The sequence below is a fragment of the Cupriavidus sp. 05N38 genome (assembly GCF_056397345.1).
Window position 1 is genome coordinate 38,144 of sequence record NZ_JBFTNF010000046.1, and the last position, 18,688, is coordinate 56,831.

Below are 18,688 nucleotides of genomic sequence, written 5' to 3' on the forward strand. Positions count from 1 at the left end.
ACTGAGGGGCCGAATGGGCGCGCACGTCCCGTTTCCTTGGGGGACCGCGCCGTGATCCGGCGCAGCCCCGTTTCCTTCCGCGCTTAGCCCATGTGTGCGCCGGTGACGGCAACCACCTTGGCCCAGCGCGCGATCTCGCCTTGCAGGAACTGCGTGAACTGGGCGGCGTCGTTGCCCACCGGCGTCAGGCCTTCGCCGGCCAGCCGCTTGCGCATCGCCGGCGACGCCACCGCGGCACGTACCGATTTCTCGAGTTGCGCCACCAGGTCCGCCGGCATGCCGGCAGGGCCAAGCAAGCCATACCACGAGCTATATTCGAAGTTCGGCACCACGTCGGCAATCGGAGCCAACTGCGGGAACGCGGGCAGCCGCTTCAGGCTGCTGACCCCCAGCCCCTTGACCTTGCCGGCCTGCAACAGCGGCTGCACCGTGGCCACATTGCCCAGCAGCAGGTCCGCCTGGCTGGCCACCACGTCAGCCACGGCGGGTGCCGCGCCCTTGTAGGGCACGCTGACGAGATCGATGCCGGCCTCGTGCTTGAGCATCTCGCCAGCCAGGTGGTTGGCGCTGCCAATGCCGGCCACGGCAATGCTGAGCTTGCCGGGCCTGGACTTGGCCAGCGCAATCAGCTCGCGCACATTCTTCACCTCCAGGTCAGGCCGCGACACCAGCAGCAGCGGCGAGGTGGCAATCAACGAGATCGGCGTGAAGTCCTTGAGCGGATCGAATGGCTTCTTGTCGAACAGCGCCGGATTGATCGCATGGCTGGTGTAGCAGAGTAGCAGCGTGCTGCCGTCCGGATCGGCCTTGGCTACCGCCGTGGCGGCGATATTGCCGGCCGCGCCACCGCGGTTCTCGACGATGAAGGCATGCTTGCTGCGTTGTTCCAGTTCGGCGGCCAGCGCGCGCGCCACCAGGTCGGTGCCGCCGCCCGGCGTCGCGCCGACCAGCAGTTTGGTGACTGCTGGCGCGGCGCGCAGGCTGGCGGGCAGCATCGCACCGGCGGCCAGCAGGGCGAGGAAGTCGCGTCGTTGCATGGTTTGTCTCCGTTTCTCTCGTTATCGTCTTGCGATTGGGGGATCGCTTGTGCGCGCGGTTCAGTCAGGAAATCCGTACAGCAGGGCCGGGTTGTCCACCAGGATGCGGCGGCGGACATTGGCGTCCGGCACCCAGCCGGTGAATTCATCGATCAGCGCACCGTCGTCGGGCACCTGCTGCGGCGCATTGAGCGCCGGATGCGGCCAGTTAGTGCCGAACAGCAGGCGGTCAGGCCGGGTCTCGACCAGCGCGGCGACGATCGGGGCCATGTCGGCATGCCCCGGGCCGGCGTCGGAGCGGCGATACCAGCTCGAGATCTTGGTCCAGCAGTCGTCGCGCTCGCGCAGCAGCCGCAGCATGGCCTGGAAACCACGGTTGCCCGGGCCCTCCGCGCCACGCACGCAGCCCATGTGATCGAACACCAGCGGCACCGGCAGCCGCATCAGCTGCGGCTCCAGTTCGGCGATCTCGTCGGCATGCAGCACATGCACCTGCACGTGCCAGCCGAATGGGCGGATCCGTTCGGCGAAATGGGCGATGGCCTGGGTCCCGCCATAGCCTTTCACATGCGTGGAGACGCGAACGCCCCGCATGCCGCCGGCATGCAGGGCCTCGATCTCAGCCGGGGTAATGTCGGGATGGAGCCCGGCCACGCCGCGCGCCCGCTGCTGGCCGATCGCCGGGATGACGTCCAGCGTAAGCCGGTTGTCGGCGCCGTAGACGCTGGCGCTGACCTGCACCGTGCGCGTCAGGCCGACCAGCCGGCACATCGCGAGGTATTGATTCAGCGTGGCGGGCGCGGGCGTGTACGAGCGCTGCGCCACCAGCGGATAGATGCGCGGATCGTCGTAGACGTGGCAGTGGCAGTCGGTTGACCCGGGCGGCAGCACCAGCGCAGGGCGCGATACCTGCACGCGCGGTGGCAGGCAGACCGGCGGCTGCGTGTCGATTGTCTCGGTCATACAGCCCCTCCTAGTTCGACACGGTGATATGGGCGTCGCCGATCACCTGGCTCCATTTGGCAGTCTCCTGCCGCAGCGTCTTGTCGAAGTCCGCAGGCGGGCCAGCCTGCACGTCGGCGCCAAGCTCACGGAACTGCCTGGCCGTACTGTCGCGCGCCAGCGTCTTCTGCAGCGCCGCGTTGACCCGTGCCAGCACTTCCGGCGGCGTGCCCTTGGGGAACATCAGTCCGGTGGTGGTGGCGGCCTCGAAGCCGGGCAGGCCGGCTTCGGCCAGCGTGGGCAGGTCCGGCATCAGCGAAGAGCGTTGCGCGGTGGTCACGCCCAGCGCCTTGAGCTTGCCGGCGCGGATCTGTGTCAGGGTGGAGGCGAGCTGGTCGAAGGTCAGGTCGACGTGGCCGCCGAGCAGGTCGGCCACCGCGAGGCTGCTGCCCTTGTAGGGCACGTGCAGCAGTTTTGTGCCGCTCTGCTTCTGGAAGTATTCACCGGTCAGGTGCGCGGCGGTGCCAACACCGGCAGTCGCCAGCGTCAGCTTGCCAGGCCGCGAGCGCGCATAGGCGATGAAGCCGGCCAGCGTGGTGGCCGGCACCTTGGGGCTGACTACCAGCACCAGCGGTGCGCGCGCAATCGGGCCTGCCGAAACCAGGTCGCGCTCGGGTGTCAGCGTGGCGGCGGGATTCAAGGCCTTGAGCGGAGCCAGCGCACCGGTGGACGCGAGCAGCGCGGTGTAGCCGTCGGGCGCGGCGCGCGACACCGATTCCGCGCCGACCAGGCCGGCGGCGCCGGCGCGGTTCTCCACCACCACGGTCTGGCCGAGCGATTCGGACAGGCCGGCGGCGACGATGCGCGCAGTGGCGTCGATATTGCCGCCGGGCGGGAACGGCACGACCAGCTTGATGGGCTTGTCAGGGTAGGCGGCGGCCGCGGTGGCGGCGACCGCACAGAGCATGGCGCCAAGGAAAGCGTGCAGGCGGTTGGTCATATTGTCYCCCCCAATGTCGTTCTGGGTCTGGTAATGGGTGCGGCGGGACGGCCCGGATGGGTCAGTCGTCCTCCGCATAGCGGCGGCCGGCATCGAGTAGTTGAGGCGTGCCGATCAGCCGGTTCAGTGCGTCGAAGTCGTTCATTTCCTCCATGAAGGCGCGCGTGCTGCCGTCGGCCCTGAGCCCGGCGAAGTAGCGCTGCAACTGGTGCGAGGCGAAGCGCACGGTGCCGCCCGGGTATATGACGATGCGGTACCCGCGCTCGCCCAGCTCCGACGCGCTCTGGATCGGCGTCTTGCCGCCCTCGACCATATTGGCCAGCATCGGCACGCGCGCGGCGAAGCGGCCGCAGACGCTGTCCATATCGCCGGCCGACACCACGGCTTCGATGAAGAGCGCATCCACGCCGCAGGCGAGGTAGGCCTCGGCGCGTTCGATGGCGGCGTCCAGGCCTTCTACGGCGACCGCGTCGGTGCGCGCGAGGATCAGCGTGCCTTCATCATGGCGCGCGTCCAGCGCGGCCCGCAGCTTGCCGCACATTTCACGCACCGGCACCAGCGACTTGCCGGCCAGATGGCCGCAGCGCTTGGGAAAACCCTGGTCTTCCAGTTGGATCATCGCGGCGCCGGCGCGTTCGAAGGCGCGCACGGTGCGTTGCGTATTGAGCGCGTTGCCGTAGCCGGTGTCACCGTCCACGATCACCGGCAGCGACACGCGATCGGTGATGCGCGCCAGCACGTCTGCGGTCTCGGTGGCGGTGGTCAGGCCGACGTCGGAACGGCCCAGGAGGGTGTAGGCGACGGCGCCACCCGACAGATACAGCGCCTCGAAACCGGCCTGCTCGGCCAGCAGTGCGCTGAGCGCATCGTAGACCCCCGGCGCCAGCACCGGCTCGCGCCGGCGCAGGCGCTCCTTCAGCGAAGGCACAGGCTTGGCGGCGGCGTTCATGCGGCAGCTGCCTCGGATGCGCTGGCACCCTGCCCGGCCAGGATGCGTGCCATGTCTTCCTGAATCAGTTGCGGACGCCAGGTTTCGAACAGCATGCCGAGCGCGGCCGCCTGACGTTTCTCGTAATCCAGGAAGGCCTGCGTGATGGCGCTGCCACGCACGCCGCCGCGCACCGATCCGGCACGCACGTCGCCGTAGTACTCCTTCCAGTCCTCGGGCAGCGGTTGCGAGCCCGGCACGGCCAGCCACAGGCGGAACAGGTGACGCTTGCGGTCCGGCTCGTCATGGTCTTCGAACGGCGTGCGCGAATGCAGCGTGACGTAGTTGTTCAGCAGCTGCATGTCGCCTTGTTCCAGCTCCATGGTGAAGCAGAGCTCGTCGCTGGGCATCAGTTCGTCGAGCAGGTCCAGCGCCTCGACCTGTGCCGGCGTCAGGCGCGGCAGTTCCGGGAAGTCGCGCTGGGCAGCGACGGTGTTCTTGCGGTTGGTGCGCGCCGAGAAGAATTCAGGATGGCTGCCGAAGATCGCGCAGCGGTAGTACGGTGGCTGCGACGGATCCTGTGTGCTCTGGTAGCTGTGGAAGAACGGGCCCTTGAGCACCGGGATCAGGTCGGGGCGGCGCCGCTGCACTGCCTCATACAGTGCAATCGAGCTGATCACCTTGCTGGTGCCGCCGGACCTGGCCGTGCGGCGGCACAGCAGGCCCACCACATCGCAGGAGTCCTGGTGGAAGTCGAGCCCGGCATTGGTGTTATAGCCGCGACCGCCCTTGACCTTGTACTCGCCGCCCTCATTGCGCACGTCGTTCATGAACTGGCTGGCGCGGTTCTGCGTGCGGCCCACGCCCATGTAGAGGCTCATGCCCCAATAGGCCAGGCGCGCTTCTTCCTCGTTCCACTCGTCGACGGGGAAACCCTTGACCAGGCACATGCCCCAGCCGCCCTGCGTGATGTCGATGGCCCGCTCGAGCACGCCGCGCGCGGCCTCGTTCAGCGGGAAGTCGGCCTGTTCCATGTCCAGCAGCGGCTTGCCCAGCGCCCTGGCATGGTCGAGCGCGTCGCGCATGCCCTGGATCTCGGCCTCGGTCATGCGCAGGATCCAGCTACGGTCTTCGCGGGCCTGGCGGGCGGTCCAGGGCAGAGGGCGTTGGGATGTGGCGATGGCTGACATGTCTGGGGTCTCCTCCGTTTGTGTGCGTGACGTTGGAAGCCAGTCTATCGATGTCGCCTATCATTAGAAAAGCGAACATATTTGAGTTTCTTCGTAAGAGTTTTTGATGAAGATTGAGACCTTCCATACCCTTGAGGCGGTGCTGCAGACTGGCACCTTTGCGGGCGCAGCCCGCCAGGCCAACGTCACGCCAAGCGCCGTCAGCATGCAGATGAAGCAGCTCGAGCTGTATCTGGGCAAGCCGCTGTTCGATCGCTCCGGGCTGCAGGCGCGGCCGAACCAGCTTGCCCACGAGGTGGCCGACACCCTGCGCCAGGCGCTGCAAGGCCTTGAGGCGTTGCGGGCCGGCGGCGGGCTCGTGGTGGAAGGCGTGGTGCGGCTGGGGGTCATCGAATCGCTGCAGCCGATCGTGCTGCCCGGCATCGTGCGCTATGTCCGGGAGCGCCATCCCCGGCTCGAACTGCGCCTGGTGCGCGGGCGCAGCAGCACGCTCACGGCCTCGGTCAAGGCCGGGGATATCGATGCAGCACTGGTGGCGCAACCGCCATCGGGCGGCTCGGCCCGGCTGCGCTGGACGCCAATGTTGCGGCGCGAGCTGGTGATGATTGCACCGCCCGGCGCGACCGAGACCAACGTGGCGTCCCTGTTCCGCCTGTACGACTGGATCCGCTATGACCGCAATACCGTCTCGGGCGCGATGGCGGCGCAATTCGTGCATGCGCACGTGTCCGAGATCCGCGGCACCCTGGAATTCGACAGTGCGCCGGCCATCGTGGCAATGGTCAGCGGGGGGCTGGGGGTGTCGATCCTGCAGGGCCCCGATCCCACGCTGGTGCAGAACTACCCCGTGCGCCTGGTACGGCTGGGCCGCGCGGCGCCGGTGCTGACCTTGTCGATGGTGACGCGCAAGGGCGATGACGATAACCGCTCGGTGGAGGCGGTGCGCGATGCGATGCGGCTGACGCTGGGTGCCTACCAGCGCCAGCAGGTGGCCGGGCGGCACTGAGGCGCGCCGGGACCCGTCTCATGAATGTCCGCTTAGGGTCCCCGCCATTTCGACAGGTCTACCGCGCGTTCAGCCGCTTTTCTGACAAGGCGTCGAGTCGGATCACGAGATCGACGCCGCTTTCCATGAAATCGATCGGTAGTCCGCCCCGTCGAACTTCCGCCAGGTCACCCAAGCATCCGCAACAGATCGGTGTATGAGACCAGCTTGCGTTTCTCATTGGAAAGCGTCTTTCGTTTGGGCGCCGGGCGGGTTGGTTGGCCGCGCTCAAACTTGGCGGCGGCGCGAGCGCCCTCGCGCGCGTAGGTCCGCGCGGCCTTGGCTTCCGCCTTCAGGCGTTCGGCTTCTAGCCGCGCAGCAGCGCGTTCCTCCCGGACAACATCCTGCACGGCCGACATGATTTCGGCTCTTAGCAGATCGCGCCTTTGCTTGGCAGCGGCACGGGCAGCCTGCAATTGCTCTTTCCTCTGCCGCAGCCAGTCTTTCCGGTTGACCGGTGCAGGCCTGGCCTCTGGCGGCACGCTCAGGCGCAAAGCCCTGCTGATTGCAACTCTCTCGGTCCGCAGCGTCCGCCGCGTTTCCTGCTTCGCATCACTCACGCTGCATCACTCCCAGCATCACATAGATGCGGTCCATGCGTCACCAGTTGAAGTCCATGAACTCACCCGGCCAACCTTACCATAGGACGCCATTTCGGGCTTGGATGACGGAGGCTAGACATCGGCAAACCGCGGCGACCGGCGGTTCCCGGCCTCGGCCATTCGTCCGCCGAGCTTCCGATGATCAAATCAAGGTCTTGATCGGCATAGGGGGCGGCGGCTACCCGCCGAAGGTGGCGCTGTCGAATCTCGTCGCGTCGCTGAAGGGCGTGTCATCACGTATGCTCCGACAGCAGTTTGGAGACTTTCATCTGTGGCTGAAGCGGCGGGGCGTGTTGTGGTCGCCTTCCTATATCGCGTCATCGTGCGGCGGTGCGCCGATAGATATCCTTCGGCAATACATTGAGGAACAGCAAGCGCCCTACTAGGACGCCTGCGGCGTCCGTGCTCTCGACACCGGACTAAACTCCGGGGCTTCCCGCACATCTGGTGAGCGGTCACGGGCCTGAAAAGTGAGGGCGCAACTGGTTCTAGTATTTCCCCCTCAACATCGCGCCGTGCCATCCAAGTTACGTTAAAATCACTTAAATGCGCGCCATTGGACAGGCGCAATCATTCGCTTGGCGTTGTCTGCCGTGTTTGCACGGCGGCGGCGCAGAAACATGCTCATCAGCGCGCGAAATCTCCGGTTTGCGACAGGTCTGCTCGCTTATCCAGCAGCGATTCCCACGGTACGCCAGCGTCCCAGCGCTCCACCAACAGATCGATGAAGGCCCGGATGCGTGGGGACATGTGTCGCTTGCTGGGATAAAGCACACGGATAGGGTCGGGTTGGGGACGATAATCCTCCAACACCTCCACCGCGTTGCGTCTTTGCTGGAAAGTGGCGAACTTGTGGAGAAGATGACGACCGATCCGCGCGAGCCGACCGTGTCGTATGTCGCGTGGCGCAGTGATCGAGAAGGACGCGCACTGCAGTGGTGGCTGGAGAAGTTGCGGCAGCCCCGATTTGCCGGGCGCTTGCTGCGCGGGACGGCATGACAGGCGCAACAACGATAGTGATGCGATATTCTGGACCGGCGGCTGACAAACACCGCGCGGAATGGCTGAAACCGGTCTTATGACGCCAGTCGTCAGCGCAGAGCGAGACTCCCGCGCACCAGGTACGCGTGACGTCTGCTCATCCCCAATAACTTCACTACGGCGTGATATTCCCGGCACGGGCTATCGCCTTGTTCGCTTCGATGCCCTCGTTCACAGCGGCGGCGAAATCTCGGCCGAACAAATTACCAGGCGTGGAGGACTGCTGCTCGCGCGCGTCACGACGCGCCAGTAGCCATCGAAGTGCTTAAGCGGCACATTTCCAGCCGGTCGCGGCGCGCCCGCGAGAAACCAACGCGAAATCTGCCGCTAATTGGGAGTGAGCGGGCGRCATATTTTCACCGCGCAGTTGAGACGCGGAAATCGCTAACGCTTTCGAGTAGCGAGGCGAGGTGACGAATCGTCGACTCAGCCTGCCGACCAGACACCAGTTGGACGTTGATCGGCATGCCTTCTCGGCTGGTGGCCGAACCGGATAGACAAGCCCGGAAGACCCGTCACGTTCCATTACGAAAGATCGGTCGCTTTGTCGATAACGAGCCTGTACTGGAACGAAGCGCCGGTGAGCGGTCGCTTGCAGGCCAATCCAACATTGGAACGTAGGCTCAATGACTCATGTGGCTCGGACACGGCGGGTCGCCGTCTATATCGCCGCTCCCCCAGCGGTAGGCGTTACAGCAGTGTCCGGACAACTTCCTGCGGAATGTACTGAGCGCGCAGTCGCCTTCCGAGATCATGGTCGCCCTCGGTTGCGCGGCAGGGTACAGGGGGGCGGGCGAAGTTGACGGAAGACTGTTAATGGACTATATTCGGTCTACCCATGCCATCCACAGGAGCCGTGCGATGCGAATCGCCGATCACGTCAAGCCGATCAGCTATCTCAAGAGTGAAGCCGCACAGATCGTCAAGGACCTCGCTGAATCCGGTGAACCGTTAATCATCACCCAAAACGGCGAAGCCAAGCTTGTTGTCCAAGACGTACGCAGCTACGAATCCGACCGGCAGACATTGGCCCTGCTGAAGATCCTGGCCCTTGGGCAAAAGCAGATCGAGCAGGAAAAGTTTTCCGACATCGATGATGTGTTCGCAGAACTGGACGAACTGGACCGACAAGAGAAGCGGCGCTGATGGCCTCCAAATTGCTGCGGGCGAAGCTTCTCGACAGCGGTAAAGCCGAACTGAGGCGGGTGCGCCGCTACGTTGTGGACGCATTTGGAATGACCGTCTGGGAAGACTCATATGCTCAGATCCAGGCGTCCATAACTCGCATCCGGGAGTTTCCGGAATTCGGTCACATTGTCGATGAACTCAGTGGGCTAACCGCGAACAGGTTCCGCGAAGTGCATTGCGGAAAGAATCGAATTATCTATGAAGTCAGGGACGACACCATTTATGTGCACTTGATCATAGATCAGCGTCGGGATCTAACTGCCCTGCTGCAAAAGATCATCCTGCATGTGTGAGAAGAGACGATCGGCGTCGCGATCGGTTGGTATGGATTATTTTCCCTGAGTCGAAGGCTCACCGCTACAGAACGGTGAGGCTCTCTTTTTCAACTAGCCAAGGCAAAGGCCAATCACCCTAGTTGGGCCGGTCGAAAAACGACGAATTTAGTGGGGCTTTCAACAGGACGGGGCCGATTGGGCGCGACAGAAGCGTCGCCACGGCGCCGCCCACATGCCAGCCATCCATCTCGGACTCGTAGTGGTTATGCACCAGTCGATCCAGGCATAGCACTTCCACGCCGTCGGCGTTCACCGTGCCAAGCACTTTGGCTACCGTCAACCGACAGCTGCTGCCCTTGCGCTTTACCATCACAATGCCGTCTCCAACGGTGATGGCGTATTCGCCGACTTTCACCGGGAAGAAATGACCGTCAAAAAGCTGACCTGAACCGCGCCTTTCTCGACGTGGCATTCGGCGAGATTCGTCGCCAGATCGAACAAGAGCGTGTGGTATGGGACAACGCTAGTGACGGCGGATCGCTTCTTTCCTAGCTCAAAGCGTTGCCCATGCTGCGGTGAGGTAAATTCGGCTTTGGCGCTAAAGGATCGAGAGGCTTCGGCCTGGGAAATGCGTACCCGTTTCTGCGAGGTCACGGAAGTGTGCTCGCGGTCCGAGCCTGCCGCACCAGCAGGGTGTTCATCACCGAATACCAGGGAAGGCCGCCTGCATCGTGAGAAAGAAGTAGTGGTCATCCTGGAAGCCGTAGGCCACGCGCTTGACCACCTTGATCCGGTCTCGAGCTCGCAGGCTGTATTCATATTCATGACCGCTGCACGTAGCCGGGCACATCCGTCAGGGCCGCGCCGATCAAAGAATTGGGCGGATGTCCTCGCGCGAACGCCCATGCTCCACCCACAGCACCCGCTTGCTCGACCGCTCGCCAATGACCGTGGCGTAGCGGCGTCCATTCTGAATGGCAAACTCGTGCATGGCGAGAACCGTGACGCCGCTCAGGTCCGCCGGCCCCAGTTCCTACTCGAAGTGGCGCTGGTCATGAAGAGAGTCTCTTCAGAACCCTTTTCACCACCGGGAATTACCGTGCTCAGATGTGGCAAGCACTGTGCCTAGACGAAACAACGTGGAGCTTGGAAATCGATTACGCCACGGACAATCTCGCGCATCGCCAGAATCAACGGCCGGGTGTCATCACGGCGCCACTGCACTGCATAGTGAAGCGGCTCCAGAGCGTCGCTATCCGGCAAGATTCGGAGTGCTCCCCGTTCGACAAGTGCGTCAGCCCACAACCTCGGAACGAATCCGAAACCGAGCCCTTCAACCAGCATTCCAACGACAGCGCCCCAGCTATTGCACATCAGGCGCCGCCCGACCATGAGCCCACGGCGCGCCAGCCATTGGTCGAGCACTCTCGTCCCCCCGGCACCAACGGGGAGCGTCAGCAACGTCTGCGCTCCCATGAGCACCCGCGGTTCGTCAGTGCCGGCCATCTGGAGGAACGACTGGCTAGCGACCCACGCAAAGTCCACCTGACCAATCCTCTCGGCTGCCAAGCTGCTGCGGGTGGACGGCCCGGCGAGAACGCCGATATCCAGCTCCCCGTCATGGAGGCGCTGCTCAAGGACCTGCCCGATATCGAGATGGGGCTCCAGCAATAGGCCCGGGTGGCGTGACGACACTTCACGCACGAGCTTGGGCAACCAGGTAAGTCCGCTCAACTCGCCCAAGCCGATACGGCATCGTCCAATCAAGCCCTGACGCTGCCCCGCCGATTGCCGCAACTCTGCGGCGGCGTGCAGCATCGCGCGAATCTGCGGCAGCATCTGCTCGCCCTGGACGGTCAGCTCGGCGCTTCGCCCGCTGCGGTCGAACAGCGCTACGCCCAATGACGCCTCCAGCTCGGCAATCCGTTTTGAGAGAGACGAGACCGACAGGTGGACGCGCTCCGCCGCCACCGTGAAGTTCACGCAGGTTGCCGCCCAGTAGAAAGCTTCGAGTTGCTTAAGCGTCATGGCAAGTCCCAACGACCGATGGTCGATATTTTCCAAAAAGCGAAATTATATCTTCGTTATTTTTCGCTTTTATCGTTGCGTGCAGGTTGTTAGATTTGCTCCAACCTATAGGAATCGCTCCCATGTCAGCCGCTCCCCTCGACGAGGCCGCACAGACTACTGCACTTCAACCCGGTGGCAAGGATACGGTTGAAGCAAGTGACCACGACATCGCCTGGCTGAAGCAGCAGGTGTTGTCGCTGAAGGACTTCGAGCCGCTGGCTCGCAAGCGGCTGCCCAAGCCGCTGTACGCCTACGTAAGCGGCGCGGTCGAGGACAACATCTCCCTGGGTCAGAACCGACGGTCGTTCGAGGAAATCGCACTGCGACCACGCGTGCTGGTCGGCGTCTCTACGCGGGACCTGAGCTTAACCTTGTTCGGCCAGCGATATGCCGCGCCATTCGGTCTCGCACCCATGGGCATCTCCGCGCTGTTCGCGTACCGCGGGGACGTCATCATGGCCCAGGCAGCTTGCCAGGCGTCCGTGCCGGCCATCATGAGCGGTTCGTCCCTGATTCGGCTCGAAGAGGTCATGGAAGCCGCTCCAGGGACCTGGTTCCAGGCCTACTTGCCCGGTGACATGCGCCACATCGAAGGCCTGCTTGCGCGGGTTGAAGCGGCCCGGGTCGAGACCCTCGTCATCACAGTGGATACGCCCGTGGCGGGCAACCGCGAAAACAACGCACGCGCGGGCTTTTCCACGCCGCTACGGCCTAGTGCAGCCCTTGCCTGGCAAGGAATCACCCATCCGCGCTGGCTGCTCGGCACCTTCGCCCGAACCCTGCTGCGCCACGGCGTGCCGCACTTCGAGAACGCCTACGCCCACCGCGGTGCACCCATCGTCTCGCGCGACGTGCTGCGGGATTTCTCGGACCGCGCCCATTTCACCTGGGACCACCTGGCGACCATCCGTCGCCGCTGGCGGGGGCAGCTAGTCGTCAAGGGCATCCTGACCGCAGAAGATGCGCGCCTCGCTCATCAGCACGGCGTCGACGGCATCATCGTGTCCAACCACGGTGGCAGACAGCTTGATGGCGCCATCGCTTCAATGCGAGCCCTGCCTGAAATCGTCGAGGCTGTCCCGCAACTGCCTGTGATGCTCGACAGTGGCGTGCGTCGCGGCACCGATGTCATCAAGGCACTCGCCCTGGGTGCCCGCTGCGTTTTCATTGGACGACCGTTCGCCTATGCGGCGACGGTCGGTTCCCGCCATGGCGTTGCACATGGCATCGACCTGATGCGAGCCGAGATTTCTCGCGACCTGGCCATGCTGGGCATCACTCGCGTGACAGATGTTGATGCGCATTGCATCCAGCGCCCCCTTCTTAACCGAGTTGCAACTTCCAATTGATTCCAACAGGCCCTTCACGGCCGACACAGGAGACAGAACAATGACTTCGCCGCATGGTTTTCGCATCCACCCGCGTCCCGCACACCTTGTCAGTTCCTCGCTGATGGAACGGTACCGGAATTTCCCCGTCGCCAATGTCAGCGACGCGATGAGCCGCACGACCGGAACCAGTCAGCTGCGCCCGTTTCACCGCCGCGATGGCAACCTGGTCGGACGAGCGCTTACCGTTCGCACGCGTCCGGGCGACAACCTCATGGTCCACAAGGCGATTGACCTCTCTGGCCCTGGTGACGTTATCGTAGTAGATGCGGGTGGCGTGGGACCCAATGCCATCATCGGCGAGATCATGCTTGCGCTCGCAATCTCGCGCGGAGCCGCCGGCTTTGTCATCGATGGCTTGATTCGCGACAGTGACACGATTGGCAAGGAGCCACTGCCTGTCTACGCGCGCGGTGTCTCGCACCGTGGYCCCTATAAGGATGGTCCGGGTGARCTCCACGTACCGGTCTCCATCGACGGCATGGTGGTCCGRCCTGGCGACCTGATTATTGGCGATGGKGATGGACTGCTGGTGGTTCCCGCCGAAGAAGCCGAAGCGATAGCGGTCCACGTGGAAGAGGTACAGCGAACCGAAGCCCGCATTCTTGAATCGATTGCACAGGGCCGCGCGGACCGCGCCTGGGTGGACCGCTCGCTGGTTGACAAGGGGGTACTGTGAGCCAGTCCATCACAACAATTCAAGGGCAGCGTCAGGTAGTGCGCTTTGACTACTGGCTCGACCCCGCCTTTAACCGGATTGTGGGCGAACACCCAGGCGTCAGTCTGCACACATGCCAACGCGAAGGCGCCGACGACGAGGCTTGGGCACGCCTGTCTCAGGCACACGTGTACCAGATTACGGCCGCCAAGGACGAACTGCCCCGACGCTGGTTCGTTACCGCGGAACTGCTTGCGCGTTGCCCGAATCTCATCGCGGTGTCATCAAGCGGGTCCGGCTGCGACACGATTGACATCGATGCCTGCACGGCGGCGGGCGTTGCCGTGATGAACCAGGCCGGCGGAAACGCCGATTCTGTGGCTGAAATGGCAATGGGATTGATGTTGTCCGTCATGCGACGCATCGCCGAATCCGACCGCCGCATGAAAGCGCATGGCACAGGAAGCCGCGAAGACCTGATGGGCCACGAACTACGCGGGCGCACGCTGGGTCTGGTCGGGGTCGGACATGCAGGAAGTCGTGCTGCAGCACTTGGCCGTGCTTTCGGCATGCGCGTGATTGGCTATGACCCCCTTCTCGATAGTGCGGAGATGGCCAGGCGAGGCGCCGAGTTTGTCTCCTTCGGCGAGTTGCTGCGCACCGCTGACATTGTTTCACTGCACTGTCCCCGGGACGCCAGCACCCTGGGGATGATGAATGCCGACACCTTCGCGACAATGCGCCGTGGAAGCATATTCGTCAGTACGGCGCGTGGCGGCATCCACGACGAACAGGCCCTATATGCCGCGTTGTCGTGCGGCCATCTTGCCGGAGCCGGTCTGGACGTCTGGGACCAGGAACCGCCACCGCCAGGCCATCCGCTCCTGACCCTTGAGAACGTCGTTGCCACCTTCCACACGGCCGGAGTAACGCATGACGCTCGTCGCAGGAACGCGACGTTGGCCGCCACGCAAATCGTGGAGCTGCTCGCAACAGGCGAGAAGCCCGAGCGCCTTGTGAATCCCGAAGTCTGGCCCAGAGCGAGGCAACGGATAGAGGCCGCCTTGCTCGCTGCCGCCAACTGACTAAGCAATAGCCACAACAATACGCCGGCTTCATGAGGGCCGGCGAGGAGACCAAACCCATGCATCCCACTCCCGACTCCCGTCGTCGGCGTCTATCCGTCCTCCTGGCTGCGTGCTCGCTCGCCGGCATGGTTGGCGCTCTGGCGCCAGTCGCAGCCAGGGCCGAAGCCGCACCATGGCCGAATCGCCCAATCGAGATGATTGTCGCGTACGCTCCTGGCGGCGGCACCGACCTGGTTGCCCGCTTGCTTGCACGACATCTCGAGAAGGAGCTAGGCGCAACCATTGTGGTCCAGAACAAGCCAGGCGCGGGTGGCGCCATTGGCTTTGCCGAACTGGCACGCGCCGCACCGGACGGCTACACCATCGGCTTCATCAACACGCCGAACCTGCTGACTATTCCGATTGAGCGCAAGACAACGTTCACCTGGAAGAGCTACGACCTCATCGGCAACCTGGTGGACGACCCGGGCGCATTCACCGTCAGCCAGTCCAGCAACATCGATTCTTTGGCCACGCTCGTGAAGTACGCCAAGGCGAACCCGGGCGCGGTCACTGTAGGCACCACGGGCGTGGGCTCAGACGACCATCTCGCCATGCTGTTGTTTGAAAAGGCTTCCGGCGTAAAGATGACGCACGTGGGCTACAAGGGCGCCGGCGAAGTCCGTGGCGCCCTGACTGGTCAACAGATTACGATTGGCGCCATCAATGTGGGCGAGGCATTGGCGTACCAGAAGGGTGGCACGCCACTTAAGTTCCTGGGACAGATGGGAGCTGCACGCGCGGTACTTGCGCCCAATGTGTCAACCTTCCGCGAGCAGGGCTACAACATCGAGCTGGCATCCTTGCGCGGGCTCGCCGCGCCCAAGGGCCTGCCGGAACCGGTAAGGAAGAAGCTTGTCGCCGCCATGGCGAAGGTTGCCGCGGACCCGCAGTTCAAGCAGCAAGCCGATGCCATGTTTGCACCGCTGCGCTACCTTGGTCCTGCCGCGTATGGCGCTGAACTCGAGCGAGGTGAGGCGGGCTTCCGTCAACTGTGGAAGGAGATGCCATGGCAGGAAATGTAAGTCGGCTTCTCCGGACAGCGGCTGGCTCCGCGACACTCGCCTGGTCCACTCTCTTGTTGGCGCAGAYGGCGTTGCCGCCCGGCCCGATTACCATGGTCGTCGGATGGCCTGCGGGTGGCCCCTCGGACGCCGTTGCCCGTCTGGTGTCTGCGCAAATGTCCAAGGCGCTGGGGCAGTCCATCGTCATCGACAACCGTGCGGGGGCGGGCGGCAACATCGGCACGGATGTCGCCTCTCGCGCGAAACCGGATGGCAGCACCATCATGCTTGCCACGGTCGCCTCGCACGGCCTGAATTCCGCGCTTTACAGCCGGCTGAACCACGACCCGATCAAGGACTTTGCGCCGATTGGCCTGATTACGACCTCACCGGGCGTGATGCTCGTTCCCAAAGACTCTCCCTATCGCTCTGTCCAGGAACTGATTAAAAAGGCGCGCGCTCAGCCTGGTCAGCTGAACTTCGGCTCAGGCGGTGTCGGCTCAAGCCAGCATCTCGCGGGCGCGGTGTTCAGGAAGCTGGCCAACGTCGACRTRGCACACATCCCSTTCAAAGGCACCGCCCCTGCAATGACCGACCTGATGGCCGGCCGMGTCGAYTTCRTCATCACGACGGGAGCGCTTCCCTTCATCCGCTCTGGCAAGGTTCGTCCGCTTGCTGTTGCCGCGCACCAGCGACTGCCAGCGCTTCCCGACGTGCCAACCTTCGACGAAGCCGGTGTGAAGGCGTTCTATACCGATTCCTGGTACGGGTTGGTGGCGCCAGCGAACACGCCAAGGCCGGCGCTGGAGAAGCTAAACGCTGCGCTGAACCAAGCATTGCGAGACCCTGAGCTTCAAAAGCAGTTCTCGGAGCAAGGCTCATTGCCAGTCGAGCCGATGGGTGTCGATGCGTACTGGACCTTCGTCAAGAAGCAGATGCCTATCGCTGCAGAACAAGTTCGCATCTCCGGGGCAAAGGCGGACTAGAGAAGACTCGACAATGGGAATGGCTTGGGACGCCGGCGTTGACGCCGCGTCCCTCGCCGGCGAGCCAGCCAACCGAGAGTTGGCGCTCGGCGTCGGACATCCTGACATCGGTACGCGTTGCCCGGTGCAATTCCGGGACGACTGCTGCCTGCTGGCTGGCGAACTGCACCAAATGCCGGGAACTCCGGCACGAGGCTCTCCATCATGTTGAACACCAACTCGTACAGCGCGACCTCCACCACCTGGCCTTCGCCGTCATTGCATTCGCGAGCCGCAAGTTAGCAGGAGGACTCGGCATCCGAGCCCCCTTCGTTTGTCAGAACGACCTTGGCATGCCAAGAATGTGTTCGCCGACATACGACAAGATAAGGTTTGTCGAAATCGGCGCAACTTGATAAAGACGCGTCTCGCGGAACTTGCGCTCTACATCGTATTCCGCGGCGAAGCCGAAGCCACCGTGGTACTGCAAGCAGGCGTTGGYGGCTTCCCAGGATGCATCGGCTGCCAGCAGCTTGGCCATGTTAGCTTCCGCGCCGCAGGGCTGATGCTCGTCGAACAGCCTGGCAGCCTTGAAGCGCATGAGACTTGCCGCCTCCACATTGACGAATGCCTTGGCGATGGGGAACTGGACGCCTTGATTCTGGCCGATGGGGCGACCGAACACCACGCGCTCGTTGACGTACTTGGTCACCTTGTCGATGAACCAGTAGCCGTCACCGATGCACTCAGCTGCAATCAGCGTACGTTCGGCGTTCAGACCATCCAGGATGTACTTGAACCCCTTGCCCTCTTCGCCGATGAGGTTCTCCGCCGGAATCTCCAGATTGTCGAAGAAGAGCTCATTGGTCTCATGGTTGACCATGTTGATAATGGGCTGGACCGTCATGCCGTTCCCAATGGCTTCGCGCAGGTCCACGAGGAAGATGGACATCCCTTCTGACTTCTTCTTGCATTCCGCCAACGGGGTGGTCCGCGCCAGCAGAATCATGAGGTCGGAGTGCTGGACACGCGAAATCCAGACCTTCTGCCCGTTCACGACATACTTGTCGCCTTTACGCACCGCTGTAGTCTTGATTTTTGTCGTATCGGTGCCGGTCGTCGGCTCCGTAACGGCCATCGATTGCAGGCGCAATGCTCCGCTCGCAATCTTCGGAAGGTATTCCTTCTTTTGCGCTGCCGAGCCATGGCGCAGGAGCGTACCCATGTTGTACATCTGCCCGTGGCACGCGCCGGAGTTGCCCCCGGCGCGGTTGATTTCTTCCATGATGACCGACGCTTGCGTCAGGCCGAGACCCGACCCGCCGTACTCCTCGGGAATCAGAGCAGCTAGCCAGCCGGCGGTCGTCAGTGCATTGACGAACTCTTCCGGATAACCCCGGACTTCGTCAATCTTGCGGAAGTACTCCGAAGAGAACTGACCACACAAATCGCGGATAGCTTCGCGGATTTCTTGATGTTCATCGACTTTGTTCAGCACGACAGTCTCCCTGTAAGTTCGTTTAGCCAAGTTCGGCAGTAGCAGTCATCGCAAGGGCACCGCCATCCTGGCGAATCCACAGTTCAACAGACTTCCCGTCCACGCTTCGCTTCCCGCAGACGTAAAAACGCTGGGGCACGAAGGTGGGGCGAACTCCCTTGAAGGAGAAACTGCTGACCGTGGCGTCAGGCAAGTTCCTGCGCACCAGGTCAAGGAGCAGCACGGCTAACAACGGGCCGTGCACAATGAGGTCAGGATAGTGCTCGACAGCAGTCACATACGGGTGGTCATAGTGAATTCTGTGACCGTTGAAGGTCAGGGCGGAGAATCGGAACAGCAGCACTGGGTCTGGCACCACTTCGCGAGACCAGTCTTCGTCGGTACGCGCAGCAACCGGCTCCGGACCCGTCGCATTTGGCGAGGCTTCTTCCCTGTAGACGATGTCATGCTCTTCGGTCACCGCAAGACCCTGCGCCCCGGAATACTGGTGCTCCACGGTAACGAAGGCCAGCGACCCCGTCCGCCCTGTTTTGGCATTCACGTCCAGAATGGTGGACTTCTTCGATACCGTCTCACCTACGCGCAGGGGCTGATGAAACCGCAACCGCCCGCCAGCCCACATGCGTCGCGGCAGCGGCACCGGCGGCAGGAAGCCGCCTCGCTTGGCATGGCCGTCAACGCCCAGCTCCGACTGCCTGTGCAACGGCAAGAAGTACAGCCAATGCCAGAG

At 63.3% G+C, this 18,688-nt stretch carries 20 protein-coding genes and 3 pseudogenes; 10 read left to right on the forward strand and 13 right to left on the reverse strand.

What is annotated here, in order from left to right; genetic code table 11:
• Nucleotides 1-83: 83 nt before the first annotated feature.
• The 5 genes from AC1DK4_RS27745 to AC1DK4_RS27765 all read right to left on the reverse strand — a co-directional run bounded on the left by AC1DK4_RS27745 (nucleotide 84) and on the right by AC1DK4_RS27765 (nucleotide 5,097).
• Nucleotides 84-1,037 (reverse strand): tripartite tricarboxylate transporter substrate binding protein, encoded by a 954-nt coding sequence (locus AC1DK4_RS27745; protein ID WP_441619971.1) that lies wholly within the window; start codon nucleotides 1,035-1,037, stop codon nucleotides 84-86.
• Between the two features lie 60 nt (nucleotides 1,038-1,097).
• Nucleotides 1,098-2,000, reverse strand: a complete 903-nt coding sequence (locus AC1DK4_RS27750; RefSeq protein WP_441619970.1) for an amidohydrolase family protein — start codon at nucleotides 1,998-2,000, stop codon at nucleotides 1,098-1,100.
• 10 nt (nucleotides 2,001-2,010) lie between these two features.
• A complete protein-coding gene (locus tag AC1DK4_RS27755; RefSeq protein ID WP_441619968.1) occupies nucleotides 2,011-2,979 on the reverse strand; it encodes a Bug family tripartite tricarboxylate transporter substrate binding protein in 969 nt (322 codons plus the stop codon).
• A gap of 61 nt (nucleotides 2,980-3,040) precedes the next feature.
• Nucleotides 3,041-3,928 carry an isocitrate lyase/PEP mutase family protein gene (locus AC1DK4_RS27760; RefSeq protein ID WP_441619966.1) on the reverse strand — a complete coding sequence of 296 codons (888 nt, stop codon included), beginning with the start codon at nucleotides 3,926-3,928 and terminating at the stop codon, nucleotides 3,041-3,043.
• On the reverse strand, nucleotides 3,925-5,097 hold the full coding sequence (locus tag AC1DK4_RS27765) for a TauD/TfdA family dioxygenase (protein WP_441619964.1): 1,173 nt from the start codon (nucleotides 5,095-5,097) through the stop codon (nucleotides 3,925-3,927). Before AC1DK4_RS27765 ends, AC1DK4_RS27760 begins: the two co-directional genes overlap by 4 nt.
• 106 nt (nucleotides 5,098-5,203) lie before the next feature.
• Here AC1DK4_RS27765 and AC1DK4_RS27770 point away from each other — a divergent pair, with 106 nt between their 5' ends.
• The gene (locus tag AC1DK4_RS27770) at nucleotides 5,204-6,103 is read left to right on the forward strand and encodes a LysR family transcriptional regulator (protein WP_441619962.1); all 900 of its coding nucleotides are present in this window, start codon (nucleotides 5,204-5,206) and stop codon (nucleotides 6,101-6,103) included.
• 167 nt (nucleotides 6,104-6,270) lie between these two features.
• Here the strand turns inward: AC1DK4_RS27770 and AC1DK4_RS27775 are convergent, their stop codons facing one another.
• The gene (locus tag AC1DK4_RS27775; protein WP_441619961.1) at nucleotides 6,271-6,702 is read right to left on the reverse strand and encodes a hypothetical protein; all 432 of its coding nucleotides are present in this window, start codon (nucleotides 6,700-6,702) and stop codon (nucleotides 6,271-6,273) included.
• Between the two features lie 179 nt (nucleotides 6,703-6,881).
• Between AC1DK4_RS27775 and AC1DK4_RS27780 the strand changes: the two are divergent.
• Nucleotides 6,882-7,130: pseudogene (locus AC1DK4_RS27780) on the forward strand (transposase); the annotation flags it as partial.
• Between the two features lie 241 nt (nucleotides 7,131-7,371).
• Here AC1DK4_RS27780 and AC1DK4_RS27785 read toward each other — a convergent pair.
• Nucleotides 7,372-7,494, reverse strand: coding sequence for a hypothetical protein (locus AC1DK4_RS27785; RefSeq protein WP_441619959.1), 123 nt, complete (start codon nucleotides 7,492-7,494; stop codon nucleotides 7,372-7,374).
• 66 nt (nucleotides 7,495-7,560) lie between these two features.
• Between AC1DK4_RS27785 and AC1DK4_RS27790 the strand changes: the two are divergent.
• From AC1DK4_RS27790 to AC1DK4_RS27800, 3 genes and pseudogenes are all read left to right on the forward strand, one after another.
• Nucleotides 7,561-7,743 (forward strand): annotated as a pseudogene (locus tag AC1DK4_RS27790) (LysR family transcriptional regulator); the annotation flags it as partial.
• Between the two features lie 903 nt (nucleotides 7,744-8,646).
• Nucleotides 8,647-8,931 carry a type II toxin-antitoxin system Phd/YefM family antitoxin gene (locus AC1DK4_RS27795; protein WP_029049528.1) on the forward strand — a complete coding sequence of 95 codons (285 nt, stop codon included), beginning with the start codon at nucleotides 8,647-8,649 and terminating at the stop codon, nucleotides 8,929-8,931.
• Nucleotides 8,931-9,266 carry a type II toxin-antitoxin system RelE/ParE family toxin gene (locus AC1DK4_RS27800; protein ID WP_441619957.1) on the forward strand — a complete coding sequence of 112 codons (336 nt, stop codon included), beginning with the start codon at nucleotides 8,931-8,933 and terminating at the stop codon, nucleotides 9,264-9,266. Before AC1DK4_RS27795 ends, AC1DK4_RS27800 begins: the two co-directional genes overlap by 1 nt.
• 118 nt (nucleotides 9,267-9,384) lie before the next feature.
• On the opposite strand, the gene AC1DK4_RS27805 is transcribed toward AC1DK4_RS27800, so the two are convergent.
• From AC1DK4_RS27805 to AC1DK4_RS27815, 3 genes are all read right to left on the reverse strand, one after another.
• A complete protein-coding gene (locus AC1DK4_RS27805; RefSeq protein WP_441619955.1) occupies nucleotides 9,385-9,720 on the reverse strand; it encodes a hypothetical protein in 336 nt (111 codons plus the stop codon).
• 396 nt (nucleotides 9,721-10,116) lie between these two features.
• Nucleotides 10,117-10,239 (reverse strand): hypothetical protein, encoded by a 123-nt coding sequence (locus AC1DK4_RS27810; RefSeq protein WP_441619953.1) that lies wholly within the window; start codon nucleotides 10,237-10,239, stop codon nucleotides 10,117-10,119.
• A 134-nt stretch (nucleotides 10,240-10,373) separates the two neighbouring features.
• Nucleotides 10,374-11,276, reverse strand: a complete 903-nt coding sequence (locus tag AC1DK4_RS27815; protein WP_441619951.1) for a LysR family transcriptional regulator — start codon at nucleotides 11,274-11,276, stop codon at nucleotides 10,374-10,376.
• A gap of 122 nt (nucleotides 11,277-11,398) precedes the next feature.
• On the opposite strand from AC1DK4_RS27815, the gene AC1DK4_RS27820 reads away from it, so the two are divergent.
• The 5 genes from AC1DK4_RS27820 to AC1DK4_RS27840 are packed head-to-tail and all read left to right on the forward strand — an operon-like array spanning nucleotide 11,399 to nucleotide 16,481.
• On the forward strand, nucleotides 11,399-12,667 hold the full coding sequence (locus tag AC1DK4_RS27820) for an alpha-hydroxy acid oxidase (protein ID WP_441619949.1): 1,269 nt from the start codon (nucleotides 11,399-11,401) through the stop codon (nucleotides 12,665-12,667).
• Nucleotides 12,668-12,707: 40 nt separating this feature from the next.
• Complete coding sequence (locus tag AC1DK4_RS27825; protein WP_441619947.1) at nucleotides 12,708-13,385, forward strand: RraA family protein; 678 nt, start codon at nucleotides 12,708-12,710, stop codon at nucleotides 13,383-13,385.
• A complete protein-coding gene (locus AC1DK4_RS27830) occupies nucleotides 13,382-14,449 on the forward strand; it encodes a hydroxyacid dehydrogenase (protein WP_441619945.1) in 1,068 nt (355 codons plus the stop codon). Before AC1DK4_RS27825 ends, AC1DK4_RS27830 begins: the two co-directional genes overlap by 4 nt.
• A 59-nt stretch (nucleotides 14,450-14,508) precedes the next feature.
• On the forward strand, nucleotides 14,509-15,516 hold the full coding sequence (locus AC1DK4_RS27835) for a tripartite tricarboxylate transporter substrate binding protein (RefSeq protein ID WP_441619943.1): 1,008 nt from the start codon (nucleotides 14,509-14,511) through the stop codon (nucleotides 15,514-15,516).
• Entirely contained in the window at nucleotides 15,501-16,481 is a 981-nt protein-coding gene (locus AC1DK4_RS27840) for a Bug family tripartite tricarboxylate transporter substrate binding protein (protein ID WP_477131907.1), read from the forward strand. The genes AC1DK4_RS27835 and AC1DK4_RS27840 overlap by 16 nt, the downstream gene beginning before the upstream one ends.
• Before the next feature lie 98 nt (nucleotides 16,482-16,579).
• On the opposite strand, the pseudogene AC1DK4_RS27845 reads toward AC1DK4_RS27840, so the two are convergent.
• From AC1DK4_RS27845 to AC1DK4_RS27855, 3 genes and pseudogenes are all read right to left on the reverse strand, one after another.
• Nucleotides 16,580-16,759: pseudogene (locus AC1DK4_RS27845) on the reverse strand (CoA transferase); the annotation flags it as partial.
• A 38-nt stretch (nucleotides 16,760-16,797) separates the two neighbouring features.
• A complete protein-coding gene (locus tag AC1DK4_RS27850) occupies nucleotides 16,798-17,958 on the reverse strand; it encodes an acyl-CoA dehydrogenase family protein (RefSeq protein WP_477131908.1) in 1,161 nt (386 codons plus the stop codon).
• A gap of 22 nt (nucleotides 17,959-17,980) precedes the next feature.
• The coding region (locus tag AC1DK4_RS27855) for an HTD2 family dehydratase (RefSeq protein WP_477131909.1) at nucleotides 17,981-18,688 on the reverse strand (708 nt) is incomplete at its 5' end.